This is a genomic window from Alphaproteobacteria bacterium, from assembly GCA_033344895.1.
Taxonomy (GTDB): domain Bacteria; phylum Pseudomonadota; class Alphaproteobacteria; order UBA8366; family Aestuariispiraceae; genus Pacificispira.
Genome location: JAWPMN010000001.1, coordinates 567,461 through 587,518 on the forward strand (window position 1 = coordinate 567,461; position 20,058 = coordinate 587,518).

The 20,058-nt window shown below is 62.8% G+C and carries 13 protein-coding genes and 1 tRNA gene; 1 reads left to right on the forward strand and 13 read right to left on the reverse strand.

The features are described 5' to 3' along the window. Position 1: 1 nt before the first annotated feature. The 6 genes from R8L07_02580 to dnaG form a co-directional block, all read right to left on the reverse strand. Positions 2-1,483, reverse strand: a complete 1,482-nt coding sequence (locus tag R8L07_02580; GenBank protein ID MDW3204402.1) for a RimK family protein — start codon at positions 1,481-1,483, stop codon at positions 2-4. A gap of 12 nt (positions 1,484-1,495) precedes the next feature. Beyond that, positions 1,496-2,626: a GNAT family N-acetyltransferase/peptidase C39 family protein gene (locus R8L07_02585; GenBank protein ID MDW3204403.1), complete on the reverse strand. Its 1,131-nt coding sequence runs from the start codon at positions 2,624-2,626 to the stop codon at positions 1,496-1,498. Positions 2,627-2,770: 144 nt separating this feature from the next. Then, on the reverse strand, positions 2,771-4,126 hold the full coding sequence (locus R8L07_02590) for a hypothetical protein (GenBank protein MDW3204404.1): 1,356 nt from the start codon (positions 4,124-4,126) through the stop codon (positions 2,771-2,773). A 5-nt stretch (positions 4,127-4,131) separates the two neighbouring features. Then, a complete protein-coding gene (locus R8L07_02595; GenBank protein ID MDW3204405.1) occupies positions 4,132-4,632 on the reverse strand; it encodes a GNAT family N-acetyltransferase in 501 nt (166 codons plus the stop codon). A 10-nt stretch (positions 4,633-4,642) separates the two neighbouring features. Continuing rightward, a complete protein-coding gene (rpoD, locus tag R8L07_02600) occupies positions 4,643-6,754 on the reverse strand; it encodes an RNA polymerase sigma factor RpoD (GenBank protein MDW3204406.1) in 2,112 nt (703 codons plus the stop codon). 56 nt (positions 6,755-6,810) lie between these two features. Beyond that, positions 6,811-8,712 (reverse strand): DNA primase, encoded by a 1,902-nt coding sequence (dnaG, locus tag R8L07_02605; GenBank protein MDW3204407.1) that lies wholly within the window; start codon positions 8,710-8,712, stop codon positions 6,811-6,813. A 259-nt stretch (positions 8,713-8,971) separates the two neighbouring features. Between dnaG and R8L07_02610 the strand changes: the two genes are divergently transcribed. Next, positions 8,972-9,048: transfer RNA gene (locus R8L07_02610), tRNA-Gln, on the forward strand. A gap of 78 nt (positions 9,049-9,126) precedes the next feature. Here the strand turns inward: R8L07_02610 and R8L07_02615 are convergent. From R8L07_02615 to R8L07_02645, 7 genes are all read right to left on the reverse strand, one after another. Next, positions 9,127-10,752 carry an SGNH/GDSL hydrolase family protein gene (locus R8L07_02615; protein MDW3204408.1) on the reverse strand — a complete coding sequence of 542 codons (1,626 nt, stop codon included), beginning with the start codon at positions 10,750-10,752 and terminating at the stop codon, positions 9,127-9,129. A 4-nt stretch (positions 10,753-10,756) separates the two neighbouring features. After that, positions 10,757-12,262 (reverse strand): hypothetical protein, encoded by a 1,506-nt coding sequence (locus R8L07_02620; GenBank protein ID MDW3204409.1) that lies wholly within the window; start codon positions 12,260-12,262, stop codon positions 10,757-10,759. Positions 12,263-12,569: 307 nt separating this feature from the next. Beyond that, on the reverse strand, positions 12,570-14,126 hold the full coding sequence (locus R8L07_02625; GenBank protein ID MDW3204410.1) for an ABC transporter substrate-binding protein: 1,557 nt from the start codon (positions 14,124-14,126) through the stop codon (positions 12,570-12,572). Positions 14,127-14,429: 303 nt separating this feature from the next. Beyond that, positions 14,430-16,253, reverse strand: a complete 1,824-nt coding sequence (locus tag R8L07_02630; protein MDW3204411.1) for an ABC transporter ATP-binding protein — start codon at positions 16,251-16,253, stop codon at positions 14,430-14,432. Positions 16,254-16,256: 3 nt separating this feature from the next. After that, positions 16,257-17,237, reverse strand: a complete 981-nt coding sequence (locus tag R8L07_02635; GenBank protein MDW3204412.1) for an ABC transporter permease — start codon at positions 17,235-17,237, stop codon at positions 16,257-16,259. Continuing rightward, entirely contained in the window at positions 17,234-18,202 is a 969-nt protein-coding gene (locus R8L07_02640) for an ABC transporter permease (GenBank protein ID MDW3204413.1), read from the reverse strand. Before R8L07_02640 ends, R8L07_02635 begins: the two co-directional genes overlap by 4 nt. A 137-nt stretch (positions 18,203-18,339) precedes the next feature. Next, positions 18,340-19,968: an ABC transporter substrate-binding protein gene (locus R8L07_02645; GenBank protein ID MDW3204414.1), complete on the reverse strand. Its 1,629-nt coding sequence runs from the start codon at positions 19,966-19,968 to the stop codon at positions 18,340-18,342. Positions 19,969-20,058: the final 90 nt, after the last annotated feature.

Sequence of the window (20,058 nt, forward strand, 5' to 3'; positions counted from 1 at the left end):
TCTAGCGGGCGGCCTCGATGCGGCGAATGAAATCCGAGACGATGGTGCGCCACAGACCGTCCTTCAGGACCTTGTCCTCGACGCCGGCATCCAGATTCGGATTGTCGTTCACCTCGATCACCACGGCCCGGTCGCCGATCAGCTTGGTATCGACGCCATAGAGCCCGTCACCGATCGGTTTGGCGGCGGCCAGGGCAGCGTCGAGAATGGCCGACGGCACGGCGTCCAGATCCACCGTTTCGAACCCGCCCTCGTCCGGCGCGCCCTTGGCAGCATGGTTGATGATCTGCCAGTGACCGCGCGCCATGAAATACTTGGACGCGAAGATCGGCGCACCGTTCAGGATGCCGATCCGCCAGTCATAATCGGTCCGCATGTATTCCTGCGACAGGATCAGGTCGGACCGGCTCAGCATCTCCCGGCCCAGCTTGATCATTTGACCGGCATCATCGGCGCGTTTCACGCCCCGGGAAAACGCCCCGTCGGGCACTTTCAGGACGATGGGGTAGGTCGTTTCCTCGGCCACCTGTTCCAGATTGTCCTTGTCGATCACGCGGGTGCGCGGCGAGGGAATGTTGTGGGTCCTGAACAGTTCGGCCAGGTAGACCTTGTTGGTGCAGCGCAGGATCGACATGGCGTCGTCGATACAGGGAATGCCCTCCGCCTCGGCCCGTTTGGCAAAGCGATAGGTGTGGTGGTCCAGGGCGGTGGTCTCGCGGATGAACAGCGCGTCGAACTCGGCCAGTCGGGGCAGATCGCGGCGGCCGATCGTCTCCACCTTCACCCCCATGGAGGCGCCGACGCGCACGATGCGTTCAATGGCCTGTGGGCTGGAGGGCGGCATCGCCTCCTTCGGGTCGACCAGCACCGCCAGCGTATAGCGCGGGCCACGCGCCAGGGCCGGGGTCGGCCGGTGCCGTTTGGTATAGGAATCCAGCCCTTTCTCGAACAGGGGCCGCTCCGCCAGCGGCAGCTTCTTCCAGTTCGGCACACGGACATCGGTGATGCGGTAGACGAGTTCGCCGCCTTCGGTTTCCGCCCGCTCGTAGTGAACACGCAGGATCGGGCAGCGGAATGCGTCGAAGACCGAACGGGCCAGATGCTTGAAGCGGGTTTCGGCGCTGATGCCGAAACAGACCGTGATCGGCGCCCCGCCCTCGCCCTCCGGATCGGGGCTGCGGCGCAGGGCCTTGGTCAGCTGGCGTTCCATATCGCCCAGCGCGCGGCGATAGATGCGCTTCCAGCCGACCCACAACATCGCCTCCGCCGAGGGCAGAATCCGGTCGCCCCGTGCCTCTGCGGTCAGGGCGCAGTAATAGCCGAGGCCGAGATAGCTGTAGTCGCTGCACAGATTGACCACGCGGGTGCGCTTTGCATAGGGCTTGGCCCGCATCAGGTAGTCATGGGCGGACACGGCTTCCCGCCCCGGCCCGGGAAACGGAAACTCGGCGCCGTCATCAATGATGAACACGGTTCGGCTCACGGAAAGGCTCCTCTAACGCTGAAGAATCAGGGCGGCGCGCTGGCGGGCGCGGCCATAGCGCGACATGCGTTCGAAATCGTCGCGCGGTATCGGGACCGCCATGCGGTCGGTCTGGCTCTGGATGACGTCCGGGTCGACAAAGGGATCGTGGACATAGACGAAACGGTCATCCATGGCGACGACGACGACCCAATGCGGCACCTTTTCGCGGTCGAGCGCATAGGTGGAGATCAGCACGATCGGCACGGCGCCCTCACTCAGCAGGTCCTGCAGTTCGCTCAGGGTCAGGGCGATGTTGTCCACCGGGACCCCTGTCTCCTTGAGCTGCGCCAGATAATCCTCCTGCACCAGGCGGATCACATCCTTCTTTTCCGCGCGGCGGACCGTGTCGACGAACATCATGTCGGGGTCGCGGACATGGACGCTGACCCTGAAGCCCCGCTGAGCGGCGGCCAGTGCCATGCCATAGGGTGAGCATCCGGCGGGACCGCGCGTCATGAAGACCGTGGTCGATTCCCGCCACAGGCGCAGTTCCTCGACCCGATTCATCTCATACCCTTCGTCCAGCGCAGCCATCGCCATCATCAGGCAGGCCGGTCCGCAGGTGAAATTCAGGCTCTGAGGATAATACGGGAACCCCTCGACACCTTCGGGCCGTTTCCCGATCAGTGCCTTGTCCAGACGCAGGGCGTCGCCGCCGTCCTGATAGTATCCGGCTATGCGGCCGAACGGCTTGTAGCCGGAGTGGCGATAGAGGGAGATCGCCTCCGCATTGTCGGCATGCACCTCCAGGCGCAGATAGGCCGCCCCGTCATCCGACGCGGCCTCCTCCGCCGCCGCCAGCAGGGCCCGGGCATAGCCCAAGCCACGCCGTTCCGGCAATACCGCCAGCGAATAGAGCCGGGACAGCGACGTGCCGCGATGAAACAGCACAACGGCATAGCCCGCGATCACGCCGTCCGGTGCGACCAGGACACGGGCGGCCTGATGCCCCTTGGTCAGCAGGTGGCGAAAACTGCGTCGGCTGATCCGGTCGGTATCGAAACACCGCGCTTCAAGAGCCACCAGATCGTCCAGATCCGTCAGTTCCGCCGGCCGTATGAGGGCTCCCGCCGCCAGATCATCCAAAATAAACCCGTCCATGACCATCCTACCAAAAAGCGCGAAGTCCGGTCCGAAACGGGCCCGGATCGCGTTCGCGCTATATCGATGATAACCGATTTTTCGCAAAGGGAAAAAAGCGCGCGTGGCCTGCGGGACCGGTCCGCGATTTGCGCATGGGTCTGGTCACCGGGACATGAGCGTGAGGCCACGCACCAGAGGCTCCGGAGCGGCCGTCAGGCCCAGAGAGACCGAAAAATGTCCCTGCGGCCGAGAAAAGACGTTCTCTGCCGGCAGGCCCCAACGCGTGACCAGTTCCCTGCCCGAGGCGATCGGCGTAATCGCATCGGCATCGCCCAGAACGCAGAGGATCCGGTCGGGATCGATGCCCGGTCTCTCGCCGGCGTCCAGAAGAGGGGCCCAGCGCGCGCCCATTTCCTCATCCCAGCCCGCTTCACGCAGGGCGTCGGGTACGCCCAGCCCGCCGCTCAAGGACCCGCGATAGGTCACTTCCGTCAGCGACGCCGCCGGCGCGATCAGCAGGGCGTAGTCCGGCTTCGCGGCTTCGGGCCAGAAACGCGCCCAACTGAGAAGCTGCATCGATGTCAGCGCGCCCAGACTGATCCCGCTCAGCATGACCGGGCCATCCCCCGAGAATTTCGCCCAGGCGATCAGGCGCCCCAGTTCCCGCAGATGACACCAGGAGTAATCGAGGAGACCGGCCGGTCCGCGCGCCAGAATCGGCTCACCGCCATAGTAGCCGGCGCGACGCCGATAGGCATGCCACGGCCCCTGCGGTTCGACCACGCGGAAGCCATGCGACAGGTACCAGTCCGTGACACCGCCCCGATCGCCCCAGAATTCACCTTCCATGCCGATGCCGTGGGCGAAGATCACCGTCCCGCGCGACGCATCCGCCGCCGGAACCCGCAGCCGTGCCTCAACCGGTGCATCGGACTGGAACTCTACCGGCGGATCGAAACGCAGCCAGGAGCAATAGGCACCGTCCAGCATGACCCGCCGGCTTTCGCGCACCGGCAGGTCAAGATCGGGCATTGCGAGGCCGTCCGGCGAGTCCAGCCGGGCGGCATGACGCGATGCGACGGACGCCTCATCCTCGATTCCGAAGCGAACCGAGGCAAAGGCCCGTTCCAGATGTCCCGGCAGGAAGGCCGCACGCAATGCCATGAGCTTCCGGGCAGCCCTCAGCCGGGCCCGTTCCCGATAGGCGAGGTCGCCACGGCCATGACCGAAGAAAGCATTTTCCCAGGCGGCGCGAGCGGTCTCATGCGCCAGGGCGGCTGACTGGATCAGGCCCAGAAGCCCAGCCCCCACCGTCCGGCGGGGCGGACCGTCATCCAGCTCGACCAGGAATCGATCGGGATCACCTTCGGCGGCCAGCGCGGCGGCCCAGGCGCGGGACAGGGGGAAGAACACCTTCGCAACGGCCGGGGTCGCCACGCGGTCGTACCAGGGGCGCCAGAGATAGGGTCCGACGGCCCGGTCCAGCATCGCCCGCATTCCGCCGCCATGGCCCTGCATTCGGTTCACCTTTCCTGAAGGTCGCGTTCCATGCGGATATAGGCGAACGCCACGCCGTTGACCTCCTCGCTTGCCTGACAAAGCGCGCGAAAGCCCAGGGCTGCGTAAAAGCCTTCGGCATTCAGGGCAGCCTCCGTCTCGATGCGATCATAGCCGAGTGTCCGGGCCTCGAACGCGCAGCGATCATAGAGCGCCCGTCCGACACCGCGGTGCATGCTTCCGGTCCGCACGGCAAAATGCCGGATGTGGGCCAGGCCCGGTTCCATGCCGACCCCGCCGGGCGCCGCATTGGACCAGCCGCCGCAGCCCGCCGGTTCGCCGCCCAGCATCGCAATGAAATAGGTCCCCCGCGACAGCAGGACGGGATGCGCAAGGCACATGAGCGGCAGGACCGCGTTCAGAATCTCGGGCGGATAATGGCTGGCAAGACCGGCCGGATAACTGTCCTTCAGGATATCCGCCACCAGATCCTTGTCATCCGGCGTCGCGGTCCTGAGGGACAGCATCGCGCGACCGTCAGTAGTCCAGGAAGCTGCGCAGTTTGCGGCTGCGGCTCGGGTGTTTCAGCTTCCGCAGTGCCTTCGCCTCGATCTGGCGGATACGTTCGCGGGTGACGCTGAACTGCTGACCGACCTCTTCCAGAGTATGGTCGGTATTCATGCCGATCCCGAAGCGCATGCGCAGCACACGCTCTTCGCGCGGCGTCAGCGAGGCCAGAACCCGCGTCGTCGTTTCGCGCAGGTTGGAATGGATCGCCGCATCGGACGGCAGGATCGCGTTCTTGTCCTCGATGAAGTCGCCCAGATGGCTGTCTTCCTCGTCGCCGATCGGCGTTTCGAGGGAGATCGGCTCCTTCGCGATCTTCAGGACCTTGCGGACCTTCTCCAGCGGCATGGCCAGTTTTTCGGCCAGTTCCTCCGGCGTCGGCTCACGACCGATCTCATGCAGCATCTGACGCGACGTGCGGACCAGCTTGTTGATCGTCTCGATCATATGGACCGGGATACGGATCGTACGGGCCTGGTCGGCAATCGACCGGGTGATCGCCTGCCGAATCCACCAGGTGGCATAGGTCGAGAACTTGTAGCCGCGACGGTATTCGAATTTATCAACCGCCTTCATCAGGCCGATATTGCCTTCCTGGATCAGGTCCAGGAACTGCAGGCCGCGGTTGGTGTATTTCTTGGCGATGGAGATGACGAGACGCAGGTTGGCCTCGACCATTTCCTTCTTCGCGCGGCTGGCCTCACGCTCGCCCTGCTGCACCGTCGAGGTGATGCGACGGAATTCGGGGATCGGCATGCCCGCTTCGTTGGCGATCTCGGAGATGCCGGCGCGCAGTTCTTCGACCTTCCCGGCATATTTCGCTGCGAACTTGGCCCAGTTGTTGGACTTGTCCGCCATTTCCTCCAGCCAGTTCGGGTCGAGCTCGCGGCCGAAATAGCTGTTCAGGAACTCTTCGCGATCGATCTTGCAGTCCAGTGCCAGACGCAGCAGCTTGCCTTCCAGCGTGATCAGACTCTTGTTGATCTGATACAGTTCCTCGACCAGCTGTTCGATGCGGATATTGTTCAGCCGCACCTCGTCCATCAGCTGGATCAGTTCCTTGCGGTGTTTCTCATACGTGCGCTCGGTCGAGCGGGAGACCGCCTCGCCACGCTGCATGGTCGACACGCGCTTGTCCTGGGCGCGCTGAAGCTTGGCATAGGTCGCCGAAATATTCTCGAAGGTCTCCAGGACCGTCGGCTTCAGCGCCTGTTCCATGGCGGCGAGGGACATGTTGTTGTCTTCATTGTCCTCGTCGTCGCCGTCTTCGCCATTGCCGGCCGTTTCGCCTTCGGCGCCGGCTTCCTTCTCTTCGGTGGCCTCGGCGGCAGGCTTTGCGGCGGGCTTGGCGGGTTTCGCTTCTTCCGCCATGGCGCCGTCGTCGCCATCCTCATCCCCGCCGTCTTCGTCCTCGTCGTCGGCCTTTTTCTGATTGCTCGCCTTGACCTCTTCGACCTCACCAGCTTCCTCGTCGCCGGTTTCGATGTCGGCCATGTCGTCGGCATCCGGGCCGGAGGACATCGTCGCATCCAGATCGATGACGTCGCGCAGCAGAATCTGGGCCTCGACCAGCTGATCGTGCCAGTCGGTGATCGCACGCATGGTCAGCGGGCTTTCGCACAGCGCGCCGATCATCTTCTCGCGGCCGGCCTCGATGCGCTTGGCGATCGCGATTTCGCCTTCGCGGGACAGCAGCTCGACCGACCCCATTTCGCGCAGATACATCCGCACCGGATCGTCCGTGCGGCCGACCTCGTCATCTGAGATGTTGCCGGCATCGGAGGTGCTGGCTTCGGTGCCGCGCTCTTCGGCGGGGCGTGCTTCGTTGTCGCCTTCCTGCTCGTCACCGTCGACAACATTGATGCCCATGTCGTTCAGCATGGTCATCACGTCTTCGATCTGCTCGGAAGACACCTGCTCCTGCGGCAGCGCCTCGTTCAGCTCGTCAATCGAGATGAAGCCGCGCTCCTTGCCTTTCTGGAGCAGTTTCTTAACCGCGGAATGGGAGTCCTCGAGGACCGGACCGTCGCCTTGTTCTTCGGTGTTCTCGGTCGCTTCGTTCGATTCCGCTTTGGTCGCCATATTGCCCGTTTTCCTTCCAACGCCGCCGCACCGCCCGTGAGCGCAGCCGCTGTAGATCAGTAATCTTCGCCGTCGTCCGACAGCCCGGCGCCGATCCGGCCTTCGCCGTCCTCGACCGAGCGCCGAAGCGCTTCCAACCGCAGGTCCCGCTTGTCTGCCGCAGCGCCTTCCTCCCCCGGAAGGCGTCCGGCCGTTCGGTATTCCCCCAACAAAACCGACTGCTGTCCGATCAGCAGTATGTGTTCCAACAACCGCAGGGCATCTGCCGTTTCGGCAGTCGCCTTGGCCTGCGGCGCCAGTCGGAACACATCCGGATGGGTAACAGCAGACAAAGGCGCTTCCACCCCACCTGCGATCAAGTGGTGCGTAAGCGCCTCCGGGTCAAGCGTATCGCCCGCTAGGGCGCGTTTTTGGAGTTCCGCGCGCAGCTTGTCAAGGTCGGGGTCGAAGGCAATTGCATCCAGGGCCTCGTCAAACTCCGGAATCAGCACCGGGTGATTGACCAAAGTGGCCAGAACGATCTCCTGTCGACGACGGACCAGCCGCTTGCCCGCAGTCTCCAGAAGCTTGCGGCCGAAAGGCTGTTCAGCCTGCGGCCCACGGGCATCGTTGCGTGTGGCACGCATCTCCCGGATGGCCTGACGGCGCGTCTGCTTCAGACGGGTCTGGCTGTGCCGGCGGTGCAGTTGAAACAGCTTGTCGCGGAAGGATCGTTGATATTCCTTGCGGACCAGCTCGTCCTGAATTCCGCCGATCAGCTGAAACAGGTCGGCTTCCAGACGTGCGCGGCGCTCCGGCGTGTTGAGGCGCACCCCATCGCTTTCCGTCTCGAACAGGAAGTCCGAAAGCGGCTGAGCCTGCTTGATCAGTTCGTTCATCTCCCGCACTCCGCCCGGACCGTTGACTAGGCTGTCGGGGTCGTCGCCTTCCGGCATGAAGGCGAAGGACAGGCTCTTGCCCGGTTTCAGGCCCGGCAGGGCGCGCTCCCCGGCGCGGATCGCGGCCTTCTGCCCGGCGACATCGCCGTCCAGGCAGAGGACGGGCTCGTCGTGGAAGCGCCACAGCTCGGCAATCTGGTGTTCCGTCACTGCGGTTCCCAAAGGCGCGACCGCGGAAACAAACCCGGCCTGCCAAAGGGCGATGACATCCATATAGCCTTCGACCACCAGCAGCGGCTCGCCCTGACGCGCCGGTTCCCGGGCGCGCTCCAGGTTGTAGAGCGTGCGCGACTTGTCGAAGAGGGGCGTATCCGGGGAGTTGATGTATTTTCCGACCCCGATCGCCTTGGCGTCGCCCATGAACCGCCCGCCGAAGGCGATGGGCCGACCGCGCCGGTCGTTGATCGGGAACATGATGCGGTTGCGGAACAGGGGATAGGGGCTTCGGCCGTCATCGGGCTTGCGGTACAGGCCGGCCTCGATCAGCTGCGGCATCTCGATGCCCTGCTCCTTCGCCGCTGCCGCCAGCGATTCGCGATCATCCGGCGCATAGCCCAGGCCGAAAGTCTCGATCGTCAGCGCCTCCAGCCCGCGCCCTTTCAGATAGTCCCGTGCCTCTCGCCCGGCCGGCGCATCAAGCTGTCTTGCGTACCAGGTCGCGGCAAAGGCGACGACTTCGGTGAGGTCCTTGCGCTTTTCCTCGCGGCGGCGCTCCTCCGGCGAGGATTTCGGCACCTCCATTCCGGCCAATCCCGCCAGGGTCTCGACCGCTTCCGGGAAGCTCAGCCCCTCGACCTGCATCAGCCAGGAGAAATGGTCGCCGTGCTCCCCCGACGCGAAGCAGTGATAGAAGCCCTTGTCGTCCTTCACATGAAAGGATGGGGTCTTCTCATTGGTGAAGGGCGACAGGCCCCACCAGTCATCGCGGGCGCGCTGCTTCAACTGCACCCGGCGGCCGACCAGCTGTGTCAGCGGCACGCGGGCGCGGATCTCATCCAGAAAGTTCTGCTGAAACGCCATGGCGAGTAAGGGACCGTCAATCCTGATTGGCGCGCCGGAACGCGGTCGCGCAGCCTATCGGTTGCCAGGAGATTCGTCACCTGCCGTTCCCCGGCGGATGCGCGGCGCAGTCTAGCATGGAAGATCCGGCCGCGTCACGGACTCGTCATCCAACGCGGGCGGGCATGGGCCGGCGTGAATGTCGCGTCGCCCCTCAATAGCATCTTGCCCATTCCGGACGCCCCGACTAAATTGCGCCCCATCGTGACACGGACGCGATTGGGGCGTGGCGAAGTGGTCTAACGCACCGGTTTTTGGTACCGGCATTCCTAGGTTCGAATCCTAGCGCCCCAGCCATTCTTTTCTTCCAATCCATCCCGCTTCCAGCATGCTGCGCCGGTCTTTCGCGGTTGCCGAAGTGCGTTCCTTGCGCCGTCAGTCGCCGCAGCCGATCTGGATGGTCTGGGCGGGATAGCCGGCCTCGTCCTCGACATAGAGGCTGCGCAGGTCCGTTTCGCCGGTACATTGCCAGTTGACGGTGAAGTCCTTGCCGCAGCCGCCGGCGGGATCGCCCAGCCGATAGACGTCGATCGAGTATTCGCACTGCTCCTTCCCCAGGCAGTCGCTGGTCACGGAAGCGGTCGCATTGCCCTCGACCGCGCCGCAATTGGCGCCATAGGTCGCCGACACGGCAGTAATCCCGGTGCGCGCCTCGGCTTTGGCCCGGACGGCTTCCGGCGCAAAATGGCTCAGCAGTTCCTGGGGCAGATAATCGGTCGGGACGGCGATTCCGAGATCCGAGTGCAGGATGCGCCCGGCCAGGAAGCGGCCGGCAATGTCCATGCCGCTGTCCTTCAGATGCACGACGTCGATGAAATGCCGCTGCCGCTCCTCCATACCGGACGGATAGAGCATCGACGTGTTGTAGTAGGAGGCATTCCGCCCGGCCTGCCGCAGTTCCTCGACATAGGATTCGACCTCAATCGCCCCCATCGCATAGACGTAGTACATGGCCGGATTGTAGGTCGACTTGTTGCAGGGTTGGTCGGCAACCGCGGCGATCGTCTCGTCATAGCGCTTCGCCAATGCCTCGCGGCGCGCGGAATACAGGTCGGTTCCGGCCTGATGATAATAGTCGCTCCACAGGTTGTTGACCTGATGGGTCGAAGGCTGCGTCGACAGAATCACGTTGGCGTCGGAGAACCGATTGGCAATCATGCGGTGCGCCTTGACATAGAACTCCACCATGCGCGGCGCGTCCCCGACCCTGGCGTCCGGGTTGATGACGCCGCGATAGGCGGCTTCGGTATTGTGGTCGTCGTAAGTCTGCGTGTTCTCGATATACTGCTCACCGGAAATCTTCCGGACGGCGTGACTGTATTTCAGCAGCTCGTTGTAGAACGCGCCGCGATAGAAGGGCGGGTTGGTGTTGTTCAGCAGATACCCCTCGATATAGGACTTCATCACCGCGAAATACATCGGGTTCCCCGCCCCCTGCGCATAGCCGCAGCCGACGCTGGCGTCATTGAACCCGTCCCAGACGACCACCCAGTCCGGATCGAAGGCTTCGCCGTACAGGTCGAGCGCGATGGCCTGCTGATAGGCGATGTAGCTGCCCATCCCCAGGTTGACGACGGTGTATTTGTAATCGTCCTGAGCCGCGTTCAGGTAATGCTCCATCCGGCCGGCGACGGTGGTGTCGCCACGGGTCGCCCCGACGCCCCAGGCGGCCGACCCGCCGGTGAACAGAACGACCTTCTCATTCGGCGCCTTCTGATACGGCTTGGCGAAATCGAACTCCCGGTCATCGCGAAAACCGATGGAATTGGTCGTCACCTCGGCGGGAATGTGCTCCCCGGTATAGGTATCGGTCCAGCCGGTATAGGTCTGAGCGACCGTGGTGAACATGATATAGGGCTGGAAACGCTGCCAAAGCGCGTTCGCCGGGACCTCGAGATCGTCGCGAAAATAGCGGTAGTAGCCTTCCACCGCCGCCAGCGGCAGGACGATCAGCATCGCGTTGACCAGGATGACGGCCAGAATGGATTTGTATTGGCTCATGATCTCAAATCTCGCTTTCGGCGGGGCGAACACGCATTTCCGTTAATGAGGCACGATTCGGCGGCACGTCGGTCAGGCTGCTGCCGGGACGGAACCGATTGGGTGAATTCCGGACCAGCAGTTCGATGGCCGTCCCATCGCCCTCCCTCGCCACTATAGCCGGTTCGATCCGCGCGGAGGCCGTCAGACCGCCATCCGTGCTTCGGATCTCGGTGACACAATGAACATCGTTGCAGGCGATGGTCAGCGCCTCCGCCACCCCGGGCTTCACGTCCAGAATATCGAACTCAACGACATATTCGATACCCGGCTTCAGCGACATCAGGACCGTGGAACGGTCGCGCGGCCCGAGATAGCGCCAACGCTGACCCAGCCGGTTTGACAGGGCGATCCCCCATTCGACACCGAAGAAGTCCTCCCCGGCCAGATCGATGGTGCCCTCGGCAACCGGGATCGGTCGGGATGTTTGATAGGCGGACAGCAGGATCTCCCGAACACGATCAAGGTAACGGCAGACCAGATCCGCGCGCGGCACCGTTCCTTCGAAGTCAAAGGCAAGGTTCCGGATCTCCGTTGCGCACCGGTCGCCCAGCCTTGTCGCCACCAAAAGACAGAACTCCTCGTCGACCGCATGACGGTGGATCGGCGTAAATGCGGGACCGGGACCCGACCGGCCGACATCCTGTCCGGCAAAATAGGCCGGGTACCGCTTGACCAGGGATGGATCGGATCCGTCGCCCGACCCGAAATCAGCGGCATCCAGAGGCATCCTGAAGGGCGCGTCGTGTCGTTTCGCCAGGACGGCGACAATCCCGATATCCCGTCCCCGGACCTGACGCGTTACCCAGGGCGCCCACATCCGGCTGCTGTAGTAGGCCGCCTGGATATCATAGACGCGATAGTCGCCGCCTGACGGCAGATCGCTCTCTATCCCGCCGTCTACTTCGACATAATCATTGGCCTTGGCCAGTTGCCAGAACAGCTTCGGCGTGTAGGTGAAGAAACCATGGGTCAGATACCCGCTGTTCGGCAGTTCATGAACCATCAGGCCGCCCGGCCGGCAAAGGTCGTGCATGACCTTGAACGCATTGAACTGGTTCAGAACATGTTCGGTCGTGCCGAGATTGGTCACCAGACCGTACTGCCCTCGATGTTCCTCCGGGACGCTGTCGAAATTGAGGTCCAGCGCCACCGTGTCCGGATCATCGTCGAGGTCGAAACCGGCATACCTGGCGCCGATGGCATGCCACAGCAGTCGGGAATTGGGCTGGTCCGGCGCCTGGTGGTGGATGTCGCCATGGGCGACGTCACCCTGACGGGTTTTCAGGGCGGCGATGTCGAAGTCATCGGATGCATCAAAGGCGGACAGGAATTCCGGCAGGATCGGGCTGGTCAACAGCCTGTGCCCCAGTTGCTGATTTCCAATTTCGGCAACGGAGTCGATCCGGTCCAGATTCCCCGAGCGTTTGAGATCCAGCAACCGTTGAATGAATTCGCGCCCGAGCCCCATAACCGTCAGTCTTCCCTTCCCATGGCACGGTCCAGCCCCCTGCGGCGCCGCGCCCGAACGACATGCCGGTTATATTGAAATGGCATAAGACGGTAAAGCGCGGGCACCCTGGGAGCACCAAGGGGCAGGCAGGAAATCGGAACAAGGCAGAGGCCGCCGCCAGAGGGCATCAGGACATCGCTTCCAATGACGGTGAAAAACTCGCCTCGTCGCAGGGCTGTTCAATCGATATTCGCGCATTGCCCCCTGTCGCAAAGAAAACGGGCGGCCCGAAGACCGCCCGTTTCCGTCAATCCGATCCCAGGGATCAGGCGAAGGACCAGCGCTCCATCCAGCGCTCGCCATCCAGATCCCAGTTGGATCCGAAGTCGCCATGCACGACCTTGTCGGAGGTCGCGAAGACATAGGATGCGAACATCGGAACGATGACGCCGCCGTCATTGTGCAGGATTTCCTGCATCTCGTAATACATGGCGCGACGGGTATCGTCGTTCAGTTCCGCCCGGGCCTGGACCAGCAGTTCATCGAACCGCTCGTTCGACCAGAAGGTGTCGTTCCAGTCGACGCCGGTCTTGTAAGCGGTTGCGAACATCTGGTCTTCGACCGGGCGGCCGCTCCAGTAGACCGCGGTGAACGGCTTCTTCATCCAGACATCGGCCCAGTAGCCGTCATTCGGCTCCCGCACCGGGGTCAGGTCGATGCCGCAATCCTTGGCGGAGTTCTGGTACAGGACCGCCGCGTCGACCGCGCCGGGGAAAGCCGCATCGGCCGCCGACAGGTTGACCTTCAAGCCGTCCAGTCCGGCCTTCTTCAGGTGGAACCTGGCCTTGTCCGGATCGTATTCGCGCTGCGGCAGATCCTTGTTGAAGTAACGCTGACCCTGGCCGATCGGGTGGTCGTTGCCGACCACGCCATAGCCGAACAGGATCTTGTCGACCATCTCCTGTCGGTTGATGCCGTATTTCAGCGCCAGACGAACGTTGACGTCATCATAGGGCGCCGTGTTGCAGGACATGGCGAAGGTGAAATGCTGCGTGCCCGCAACCGAGTGGATGTTGATGCCCGACTTTCGCGCCAGCAGACCGACGGTTTTCAGATCGAGACGGTCGATGGCATCGACCTCACCCGAGACCAGCGCCGTCGTCCGGGCGTTGAGATCGACCAGAGCCAGCATCTCGACGGCATCGAAATGGGCCGCGTTTTCTTTCCAGTAGTTTTCGTTGCGGTCGAAATACGCCGAAACCCCGGGGTTGAATTCACGCAGCTTGTACGGTCCGCAACCGTCTCCGGATTCCCAATCCAGCTTTCCATCCTTCGCCGGACAGATCGACAGGTGGTAATCGCTGAGCACGAAGGGGAAGTCCGCATTGCCGCCGTCCAGCTTGAACGTCACCGTATGCGGGTCGTCGGCGGTCATTTCGATGATCGAGGCCACGATCGGTTTCGCCGCCGAGGTGGATGCTTCGCCCCGGTGATGATTGAGCGACGCGATCACGTCCTCCGCACCGAAGCTCTTGCCGCTGTGATAGGTCACACCCTGGCGCAGTTTGAACGTCCAGACCGCGGCATCAGCGGAGGCTTCCCAGCTTTCCGCCAGGCCCGGCTGCAGCGAGCCATCGGCCCCGACTTCCGTCAGGTATCCGTGAATCCCGAACAGCAATGCGATGGTAAAACCATTCTCGGAATGCCCCGGATCGAGTGAGTCGGATGTCTGACCATGGGCCTTGCCCATGCGCATGACCCCACCCTTCTTCGGTGCCGCCATGGCGGATTTGCCACCTACAAGGCTGGCCGCGACACCGGTCGCCGCACTGGCCTGCAGAAAATGTCGTCTGTTGAGCCCCGTTTGGATCAAGTTTTTCATGTGCCTGTCTCTCCTGTTTTGGTCATTACACGCTGGTGGCTATACTCGACGCGCGGTTTCAACGGGGGATGAAACCGCCCCGGTTTTCGGGTCCTTTTAACGTTCTGTCGTACCGCCCTGCGTGACGAAGATCGGCATCTGCCGGATATCCCAGGCCTGCATGCGCAGCCGGTCGGATCCACCCCGTCAGAAACACCTTCGGGCGTCATGCCCCTCCGTCGCGGGAAGTGTAACCGCGGCAGCGCATTAGGCCAAACGCTGATATCAATATCTTTTCTGATCGGATCGAAAACTATGATCGCGCTAACCGCCAAGTTCAGAAATCTCGCGATGACATTCGATCACATGCCCCTTGCCGTCCCGTCGGGTCGGGGGATCGACCTTATCGCAGGTCCCCTCGATCGCCAGTGGACAGCGTTCGAAGAACGGACATCCGATTTCGGTAATCTTCACGCCGCGCGCGATCCCGGCCAGGGCCTCGCGACTTTGCATCGATTCCTCCAGCCAGCCGACCCGCATCTCCGGAACAGAGGAAATCAGCAGCCGCGTATAGGGATGGTAGGGCGGGGACAGAACCTGATCCGTCGGTCCCTTTTCCGCGACGCGACCGGCATAGAGCACACAGATCTCGTCGGCGAAAGAAGCGACGGTCGACAGGTCGTGACTGATGAACACGAAGGACACGCCGGTTTCCCGGCGCAGTCGTTTCAGCAACTCGATGACATTGGCCCCGACGATGCTGTCCAGCGCCGAGGTGACCTCGTCACACAGCATGACTTCCGGCTCCGCCGCCAGGGACCGGGCCAGGTTCACGCGCTGCTTCTGCCCGCCTGACAATTCATGCGGCAGACGCTGTGCGAATTCGGGGCGCAGGTCGACGAGGGTAAGGAGTTCGGCCACGCGCTCGCGTTTCTTCTTGCCGCGCAGACCGTGATAGAACTCCAGCGGCCGGCCCAGAATATCGCCGATCCGCTGACGCGGGTTCAGCGCCGTATCCGCCATCTGGTAGACAAACTGAACCTTGCGAAGGTCGTCGCGGGTACGCTGCCGGTAGCTGGCCCTCATCGGTTCGCCGTCCAGCAGCACCTCGCCTTCGGCGGCGGGCAGTAGTCCCGCCATGACGCGGGCCAGCGTGGACTTGCCGCAGCCCGATTCCCCGATGATCCCGACCGTACTGCCGCGCTCAATCGACAGGTTCACATGCCGCAGGATGGTAACCAGCGGATTCCCGCCGGGCCCCTTGCCATAGCCGGCCGTGACGTCGCGCACGTCCAGGGCCGGAACGTCAGTGCCATGATCGCCGGTATCATCATCCCCCTGCCCTGCCGCCGGTGACGGCCGGACCGCGGCCATCAGGCGTTTGGTATACGGGTGCTTCGGGTTGTTGATGATGACGTCGGTGGGCCCCTTCTCCTGAATCTCACCGTGATACAGAACGACGATGTAATCGGCGATCTGCGCCACGACCGCCAGATCGTGGGTCACATAGATCGCGGCAGCGCCCTCTTCCTGAATGACCTTCTTGAAGGCTTTCAGCACCTCGATCTGTGTCGTCACGTCCAGTGCCGTCGTCGGCTCGTCCAGCACCAGCAGGTCGGGATCGCCGCACAGCGCCATTGCCGCCATCAACCGCTGCAACTGGCCACCGGAGACCTGGTGCGGATATCGGTTCCCGATGTTTTCCGGATCCGGCAGTTCCAGCGCATGATACAGTTCCAACGCCTTCTTGTTGGCCTCCTCCTGCGTCTTGCTGCCGTGCAGGACCGGCGCCTCGGTCACCTGTTCGTTGATCTTGATCGACGGGTTGAAGGTCGCGGCAGCGCTCTGCGCCAGATAGGCGACCCGTTCCCCGCGATAGGGCCGCAGTTCCTCTGTCGTCAGGCCGGTCAGATTCTGGCCCAGCAACCGCGCCTCACCGCCCGCGAATTTCAGTCCGGGTTTGCAGTAGCCCAGGGCCGAGAGGGATATGGTGGTCTTTCCCGATCCGGATTCCCCGATCAGGGCGACGACCTCACCGCGCTTCACCTGAAAGTCCACGCCCTTCACGATGGGCAACTCGCTGCCGTCGTCGCGGACCGCGTGGATACGAAGGTCGTCGACCTCGAAAACGATTTCGTCGTCAGACATGGATCACATCGCCTTGGTCAGCTTGCCGCCGGCATGGGCGGAGATATCGTCGACGATCAGGTTGATCCCGACCGTCAGCGTCGCAATCGCCAGCGCCGGCGCCAAAACGGGCAGCAGCGAGGCGTTGTAGGTCTGGAACGCGCTCAGATTCTCGCGGACCATGAGGCCCCAGTCAGCCTGAGGCGGCTGTACGCCCATGCCCAGGAAGCTGAGGCTGGAGACGAACAGGATCACGTAGATCAGGCGCAAACCGAAATCCGAGATCAACGGCATCGCGGCATTGGGCCAGATCTCCTTGGTGACGATCCACCAGATGCCTTCGCCGCGGACCTTCGCCGCTTCGACATAGTCCATCACCATGATTTCCATGCCGATCGCCCGCGCCAGGCGATAGACGATCGTCATGTAGATCAGCCCCGCCGTTACGATCAGCACCGGCACCGACGAGCCGACGGCCGTCACCACGATCAGGCCCAGCATGATGGTCGGCAGACTGATAAAGGCATCGTTCAGGCGGCTGACCACCATGTCGACCTTGGGTCCGGCCACGGCTGCCCCGATCCCCAGAACGACCCCCAGGAAATAGGCCAGGACCGTGCCCGCGAAGGAAATCCCGATCGTCCGGCCCGCACCGTACATCAGGCGCGACAGCACGTCCCGGTCGTCCCGGTTCGTGCCCAGCCAGGCCATGTCCGACGGCCCACGAAACTCGCCGTATTCCTCGACATCGTCGGGAATATCGCCCTGATAGTATTCCTCGACAGGGAAGGCGGCCTCGTCATAGGGGGCCAGGACCTGGCCGAAGACCGCGATCACCACCCAGAAGGCCACGATGACCGTGCCGACCCAGCCCGAAACGGACAGCTTGAACCTGGAGGACGGCGCCGCGTCCTGAAGTTCCTCAAAGGAGATTTCCTCGGATTCGAAGGGTTTGACGTAGTGCTCGCCGTGCCCCGCCCTCTTGTCGCTCGTATAGTCGCTCATTTCGGGTGCCTCAAACGCGGGTTGGACACGATGGATGCAATATCCGCCAGCAGCATCAGGATGACGTAGGTGGCGCAGAACAGCATGCCGATCGACTGGACCAGCACGAAATCGCGCTGCTGCACGCCCTGAACGATGAAGGTCGCGAGGCCGTTATAGGCGAAGTAGACCTCCACCACGACGACCCCGGAAACCAGATAGGCGAGGTTCAGCGCGATGACATTGACGATCGGTCCGATGGCGTTCAGCAGCGCATGGCGCAGAATGATACGTTTGCGCGGCACGCCTTTCAGGATCGCCATCTCGATGTAGGGGGAACTCATCACGTTCAGCACCGCCGCGCGGGTCATGCGGATCAGCTGGGAGGCGATGACGAAACAAAGGGTCGCGATCGGCAGGGCGTAATGTCCGATCAGTTCGAAGACGTTCAGGTCGTCGGTGCTGCCGACGACCACGGCATTGGCAAGCTGGAACCCGAACAGGGCCTCCCAGGCGAAGACGAAGATCAGCACCATCAGGGTCGCCGTGAAGAATTCCGGAACCGCGACCAGCGAAACCGACACGAAAGTCAGGATCCGGTCATAGAGACTGCCGGGGAACATCGCCGCCATGATCCCGAGAAACAGCGAGACCGGTATGCCGATGGCCGCGGTCAGAATGCTGACCGTCAGCGTCGCCTGATAGCGGTCGCCGATCGATTCCGAGATCGAACGGTCCCCCGCCAGCGACTTGCCCAGATCCCCCTGCAGGAAGTTTCCCGCCCAGTTCAGATATTGCATGTAGATCGGCTGATCGAGGCCGAGTTCCTTGCGCAGTGCCGCGCGGGTCTCGTCGGTCGCAGCCTGTCCCAGCCGCATTTCCGCGGCATCCCCAGGCAGGATCTGGGTGCAGACGAAGATGATCAGTGACACGAAGAAGACCGTGATCACCCCGATCCACAGGCGTTGAAAGATAATCGATAACATGGGCCCCCCCGGACTCGGCCATGGCGCGTTACGGTCGGGCGGCACCCATGGCCGCCGCCGGATCGGAACGCATCCCCGCGCGATCGGTTGAGGAAACGCGGGCCGCCGGTTCACCGGCGACCCGCCCTTCCGGACGCTTAGGCGTCAGAACGCCACAGATACTGCGGGCATTCGGCGCCGCCGAAGGCATTCAGCGGCACGTGGGTCAGACCCTTCACATGACTGCGCACGGCATCCACGTAGTTCCGGTAGGCCGGCGTGATGGAACCGCCATGCTCCCAGATCAGGGTCTGCAGGTCGCAGTACATCTGCTTACGCGTAGCCGGGTCGGTGACCGAGCGGACATCGACCAGCAGCTTGTCGAACTGTTCGTTCTTCCAGTAGGTCTCGTTCCAGTTCGCATCGCTCGCATAGGCCAGCGTCATCATGATGTTCGCCGTCGGGCGCATGTTCCAGGACACGGCACAGATCGGCTCGTTCAGCCAGACCGCGCTCCAGTAACCGTCGGTGGTCACCTTCTTCAGATCGATGTTCATGCCGATCTTGCTGGCTTCACGCTGCAGGAACGTTCCCATTTCGACGCAGCCCGGTGCCACTTCCGCCGTGACGATCGGAATCGGTGTCTGGCCCAAACCCGACTTCTCGAAGTGGAACTTGGCCTGATCCGGATCCAGTTCGCGCACCGGAATATCCGCGCAATGGTCGAAATAGGCCGGACCGATCGGATGGTCGTTACCGACCGAGGCCTGCCCTTTGAACACGCCCTTCACGACACGCTCGCGGTTCATCAGCAACTGCAGCGCACGCACCAGGTCCCGATTGCCCGAAATCGCCTGATCCTGGCGGCATGCGAAGGTGATGTAGGCCGAGGACGGCGTCGACCAGACTTCGGTGTCGCCATTCTGCTCGATATCCTCGATCGACTTGGGCGGCAGGTTCGCCATGATGTCGATATCGCCGGCCTTCAGGGCGTTGATGCGCGCCGTCGAGTCGCCGATGCCGAAGCTTTCGATCTCGTCGAGATACGGGCCATCGTCCTCGTGATAGTTCTCGTTACGCTGCACGACACAGCGCACGCCCGGCTTGAACTCCGACACCTTGAACGGACCGGTGCCCGGAGGCGCCGAGAAATCCGTCTGACCATCCGGAATGATCTTGGACTGGAACAGGCCCAGGATCGCCGGCAGGTCGGCATTCGGGGTCTTCAGGACCGCCTTGACCTCATGGTCGTTGACCTTCTGCCAGCTTTCCACGCCTTCATAAAGCGATTTCAGCACCGACTTCGAATCCTCGCCCAGATGGCGGTTCATCGTGTAGATCACGTCGTCGGCGTTGAAGGACTTGCCGTTATGCCATTCGACGCCCTTCTTCAGCTTGAAGGTCCATTCGGACGCGTCGGCATTGGGCAGGATTTCTTCGGCCAGCTCCGGCTCGTAGGACAGGTCCTGCTGCATCCGGACGAGGCCGTTATAGACCATGCGGCTGCGGATATAGTCGATGGAGGCGGTCATCGCCGCCGGGTCCAGCGTATCGGCCGGGCCGTGCTGGTCACTGGAGATCACCATGCGGCCACCCTTTTTCGGGGTGTTGGCCCAGGCTTCCTTGGCGCCGCCGAAGACAGATCCCGCCGCGGCGGCGGTCGCACCCGCTGCCATCATCCAGGCCATCACCTCACGGCGGTTCGCGCCCTTCTTGACCATTTCGACGACTGTTGCGCGATCCTTGTCGCTCAAGCCCTCGAAACTCGGTTCGTTCAGTTTACGCATCGAAGTTACGCCTCCTTGTTCAGTATGGCCCCCTGCGGGCCGTTTCGAGCCTGTTCCGGCTGTTCTTTCCAAGCTTTGTCACACTTCCCC

Coding starts and splice junctions, on each gene's coding strand:
- dnaG (MDW3204407.1), bottom strand. CDS start 8,712: ATGGCGTTTCAGCAGAACTTTCTGGATGAGATCCGCGCCCGCGTGCCG.
- R8L07_02625 (MDW3204410.1), bottom strand. CDS start 14,126: ATGAAAAACTTGATCCAAACGGGGCTCAACAGACGACATTTTCTGCAG.
- R8L07_02645 (MDW3204414.1), bottom strand. CDS start 19,968: ATGCGTAAACTGAACGAACCGAGTTTCGAGGGCTTGAGCGACAAGGAT.
- R8L07_02630 (MDW3204411.1), bottom strand. CDS start 16,253: ATGTCTGACGACGAAATCGTTTTCGAGGTCGACGACCTTCGTATCCAC.
- R8L07_02640 (MDW3204413.1), bottom strand. CDS start 18,202: ATGTTATCGATTATCTTTCAACGCCTGTGGATCGGGGTGATCACGGTC.
- R8L07_02590 (MDW3204404.1), bottom strand. CDS start 4,126: ATGCAGGGCCATGGCGGCGGAATGCGGGCGATGCTGGACCGGGCCGTC.
- R8L07_02620 (MDW3204409.1), bottom strand. CDS start 12,262: ATGGGGCTCGGGCGCGAATTCATTCAACGGTTGCTGGATCTCAAACGC.
- R8L07_02635 (MDW3204412.1), bottom strand. CDS start 17,237: ATGAGCGACTATACGAGCGACAAGAGGGCGGGGCACGGCGAGCACTAC.
- R8L07_02615 (MDW3204408.1), bottom strand. CDS start 10,752: ATGAGCCAATACAAATCCATTCTGGCCGTCATCCTGGTCAACGCGATG.
- R8L07_02585 (MDW3204403.1), bottom strand. CDS start 2,626: ATGGACGGGTTTATTTTGGATGATCTGGCGGCGGGAGCCCTCATACGG.
- rpoD (MDW3204406.1), bottom strand. CDS start 6,754: ATGGCGACCAAAGCGGAATCGAACGAAGCGACCGAGAACACCGAAGAA.
- R8L07_02595 (MDW3204405.1), bottom strand. CDS start 4,632: ATGCTGTCCCTCAGGACCGCGACGCCGGATGACAAGGATCTGGTGGCG.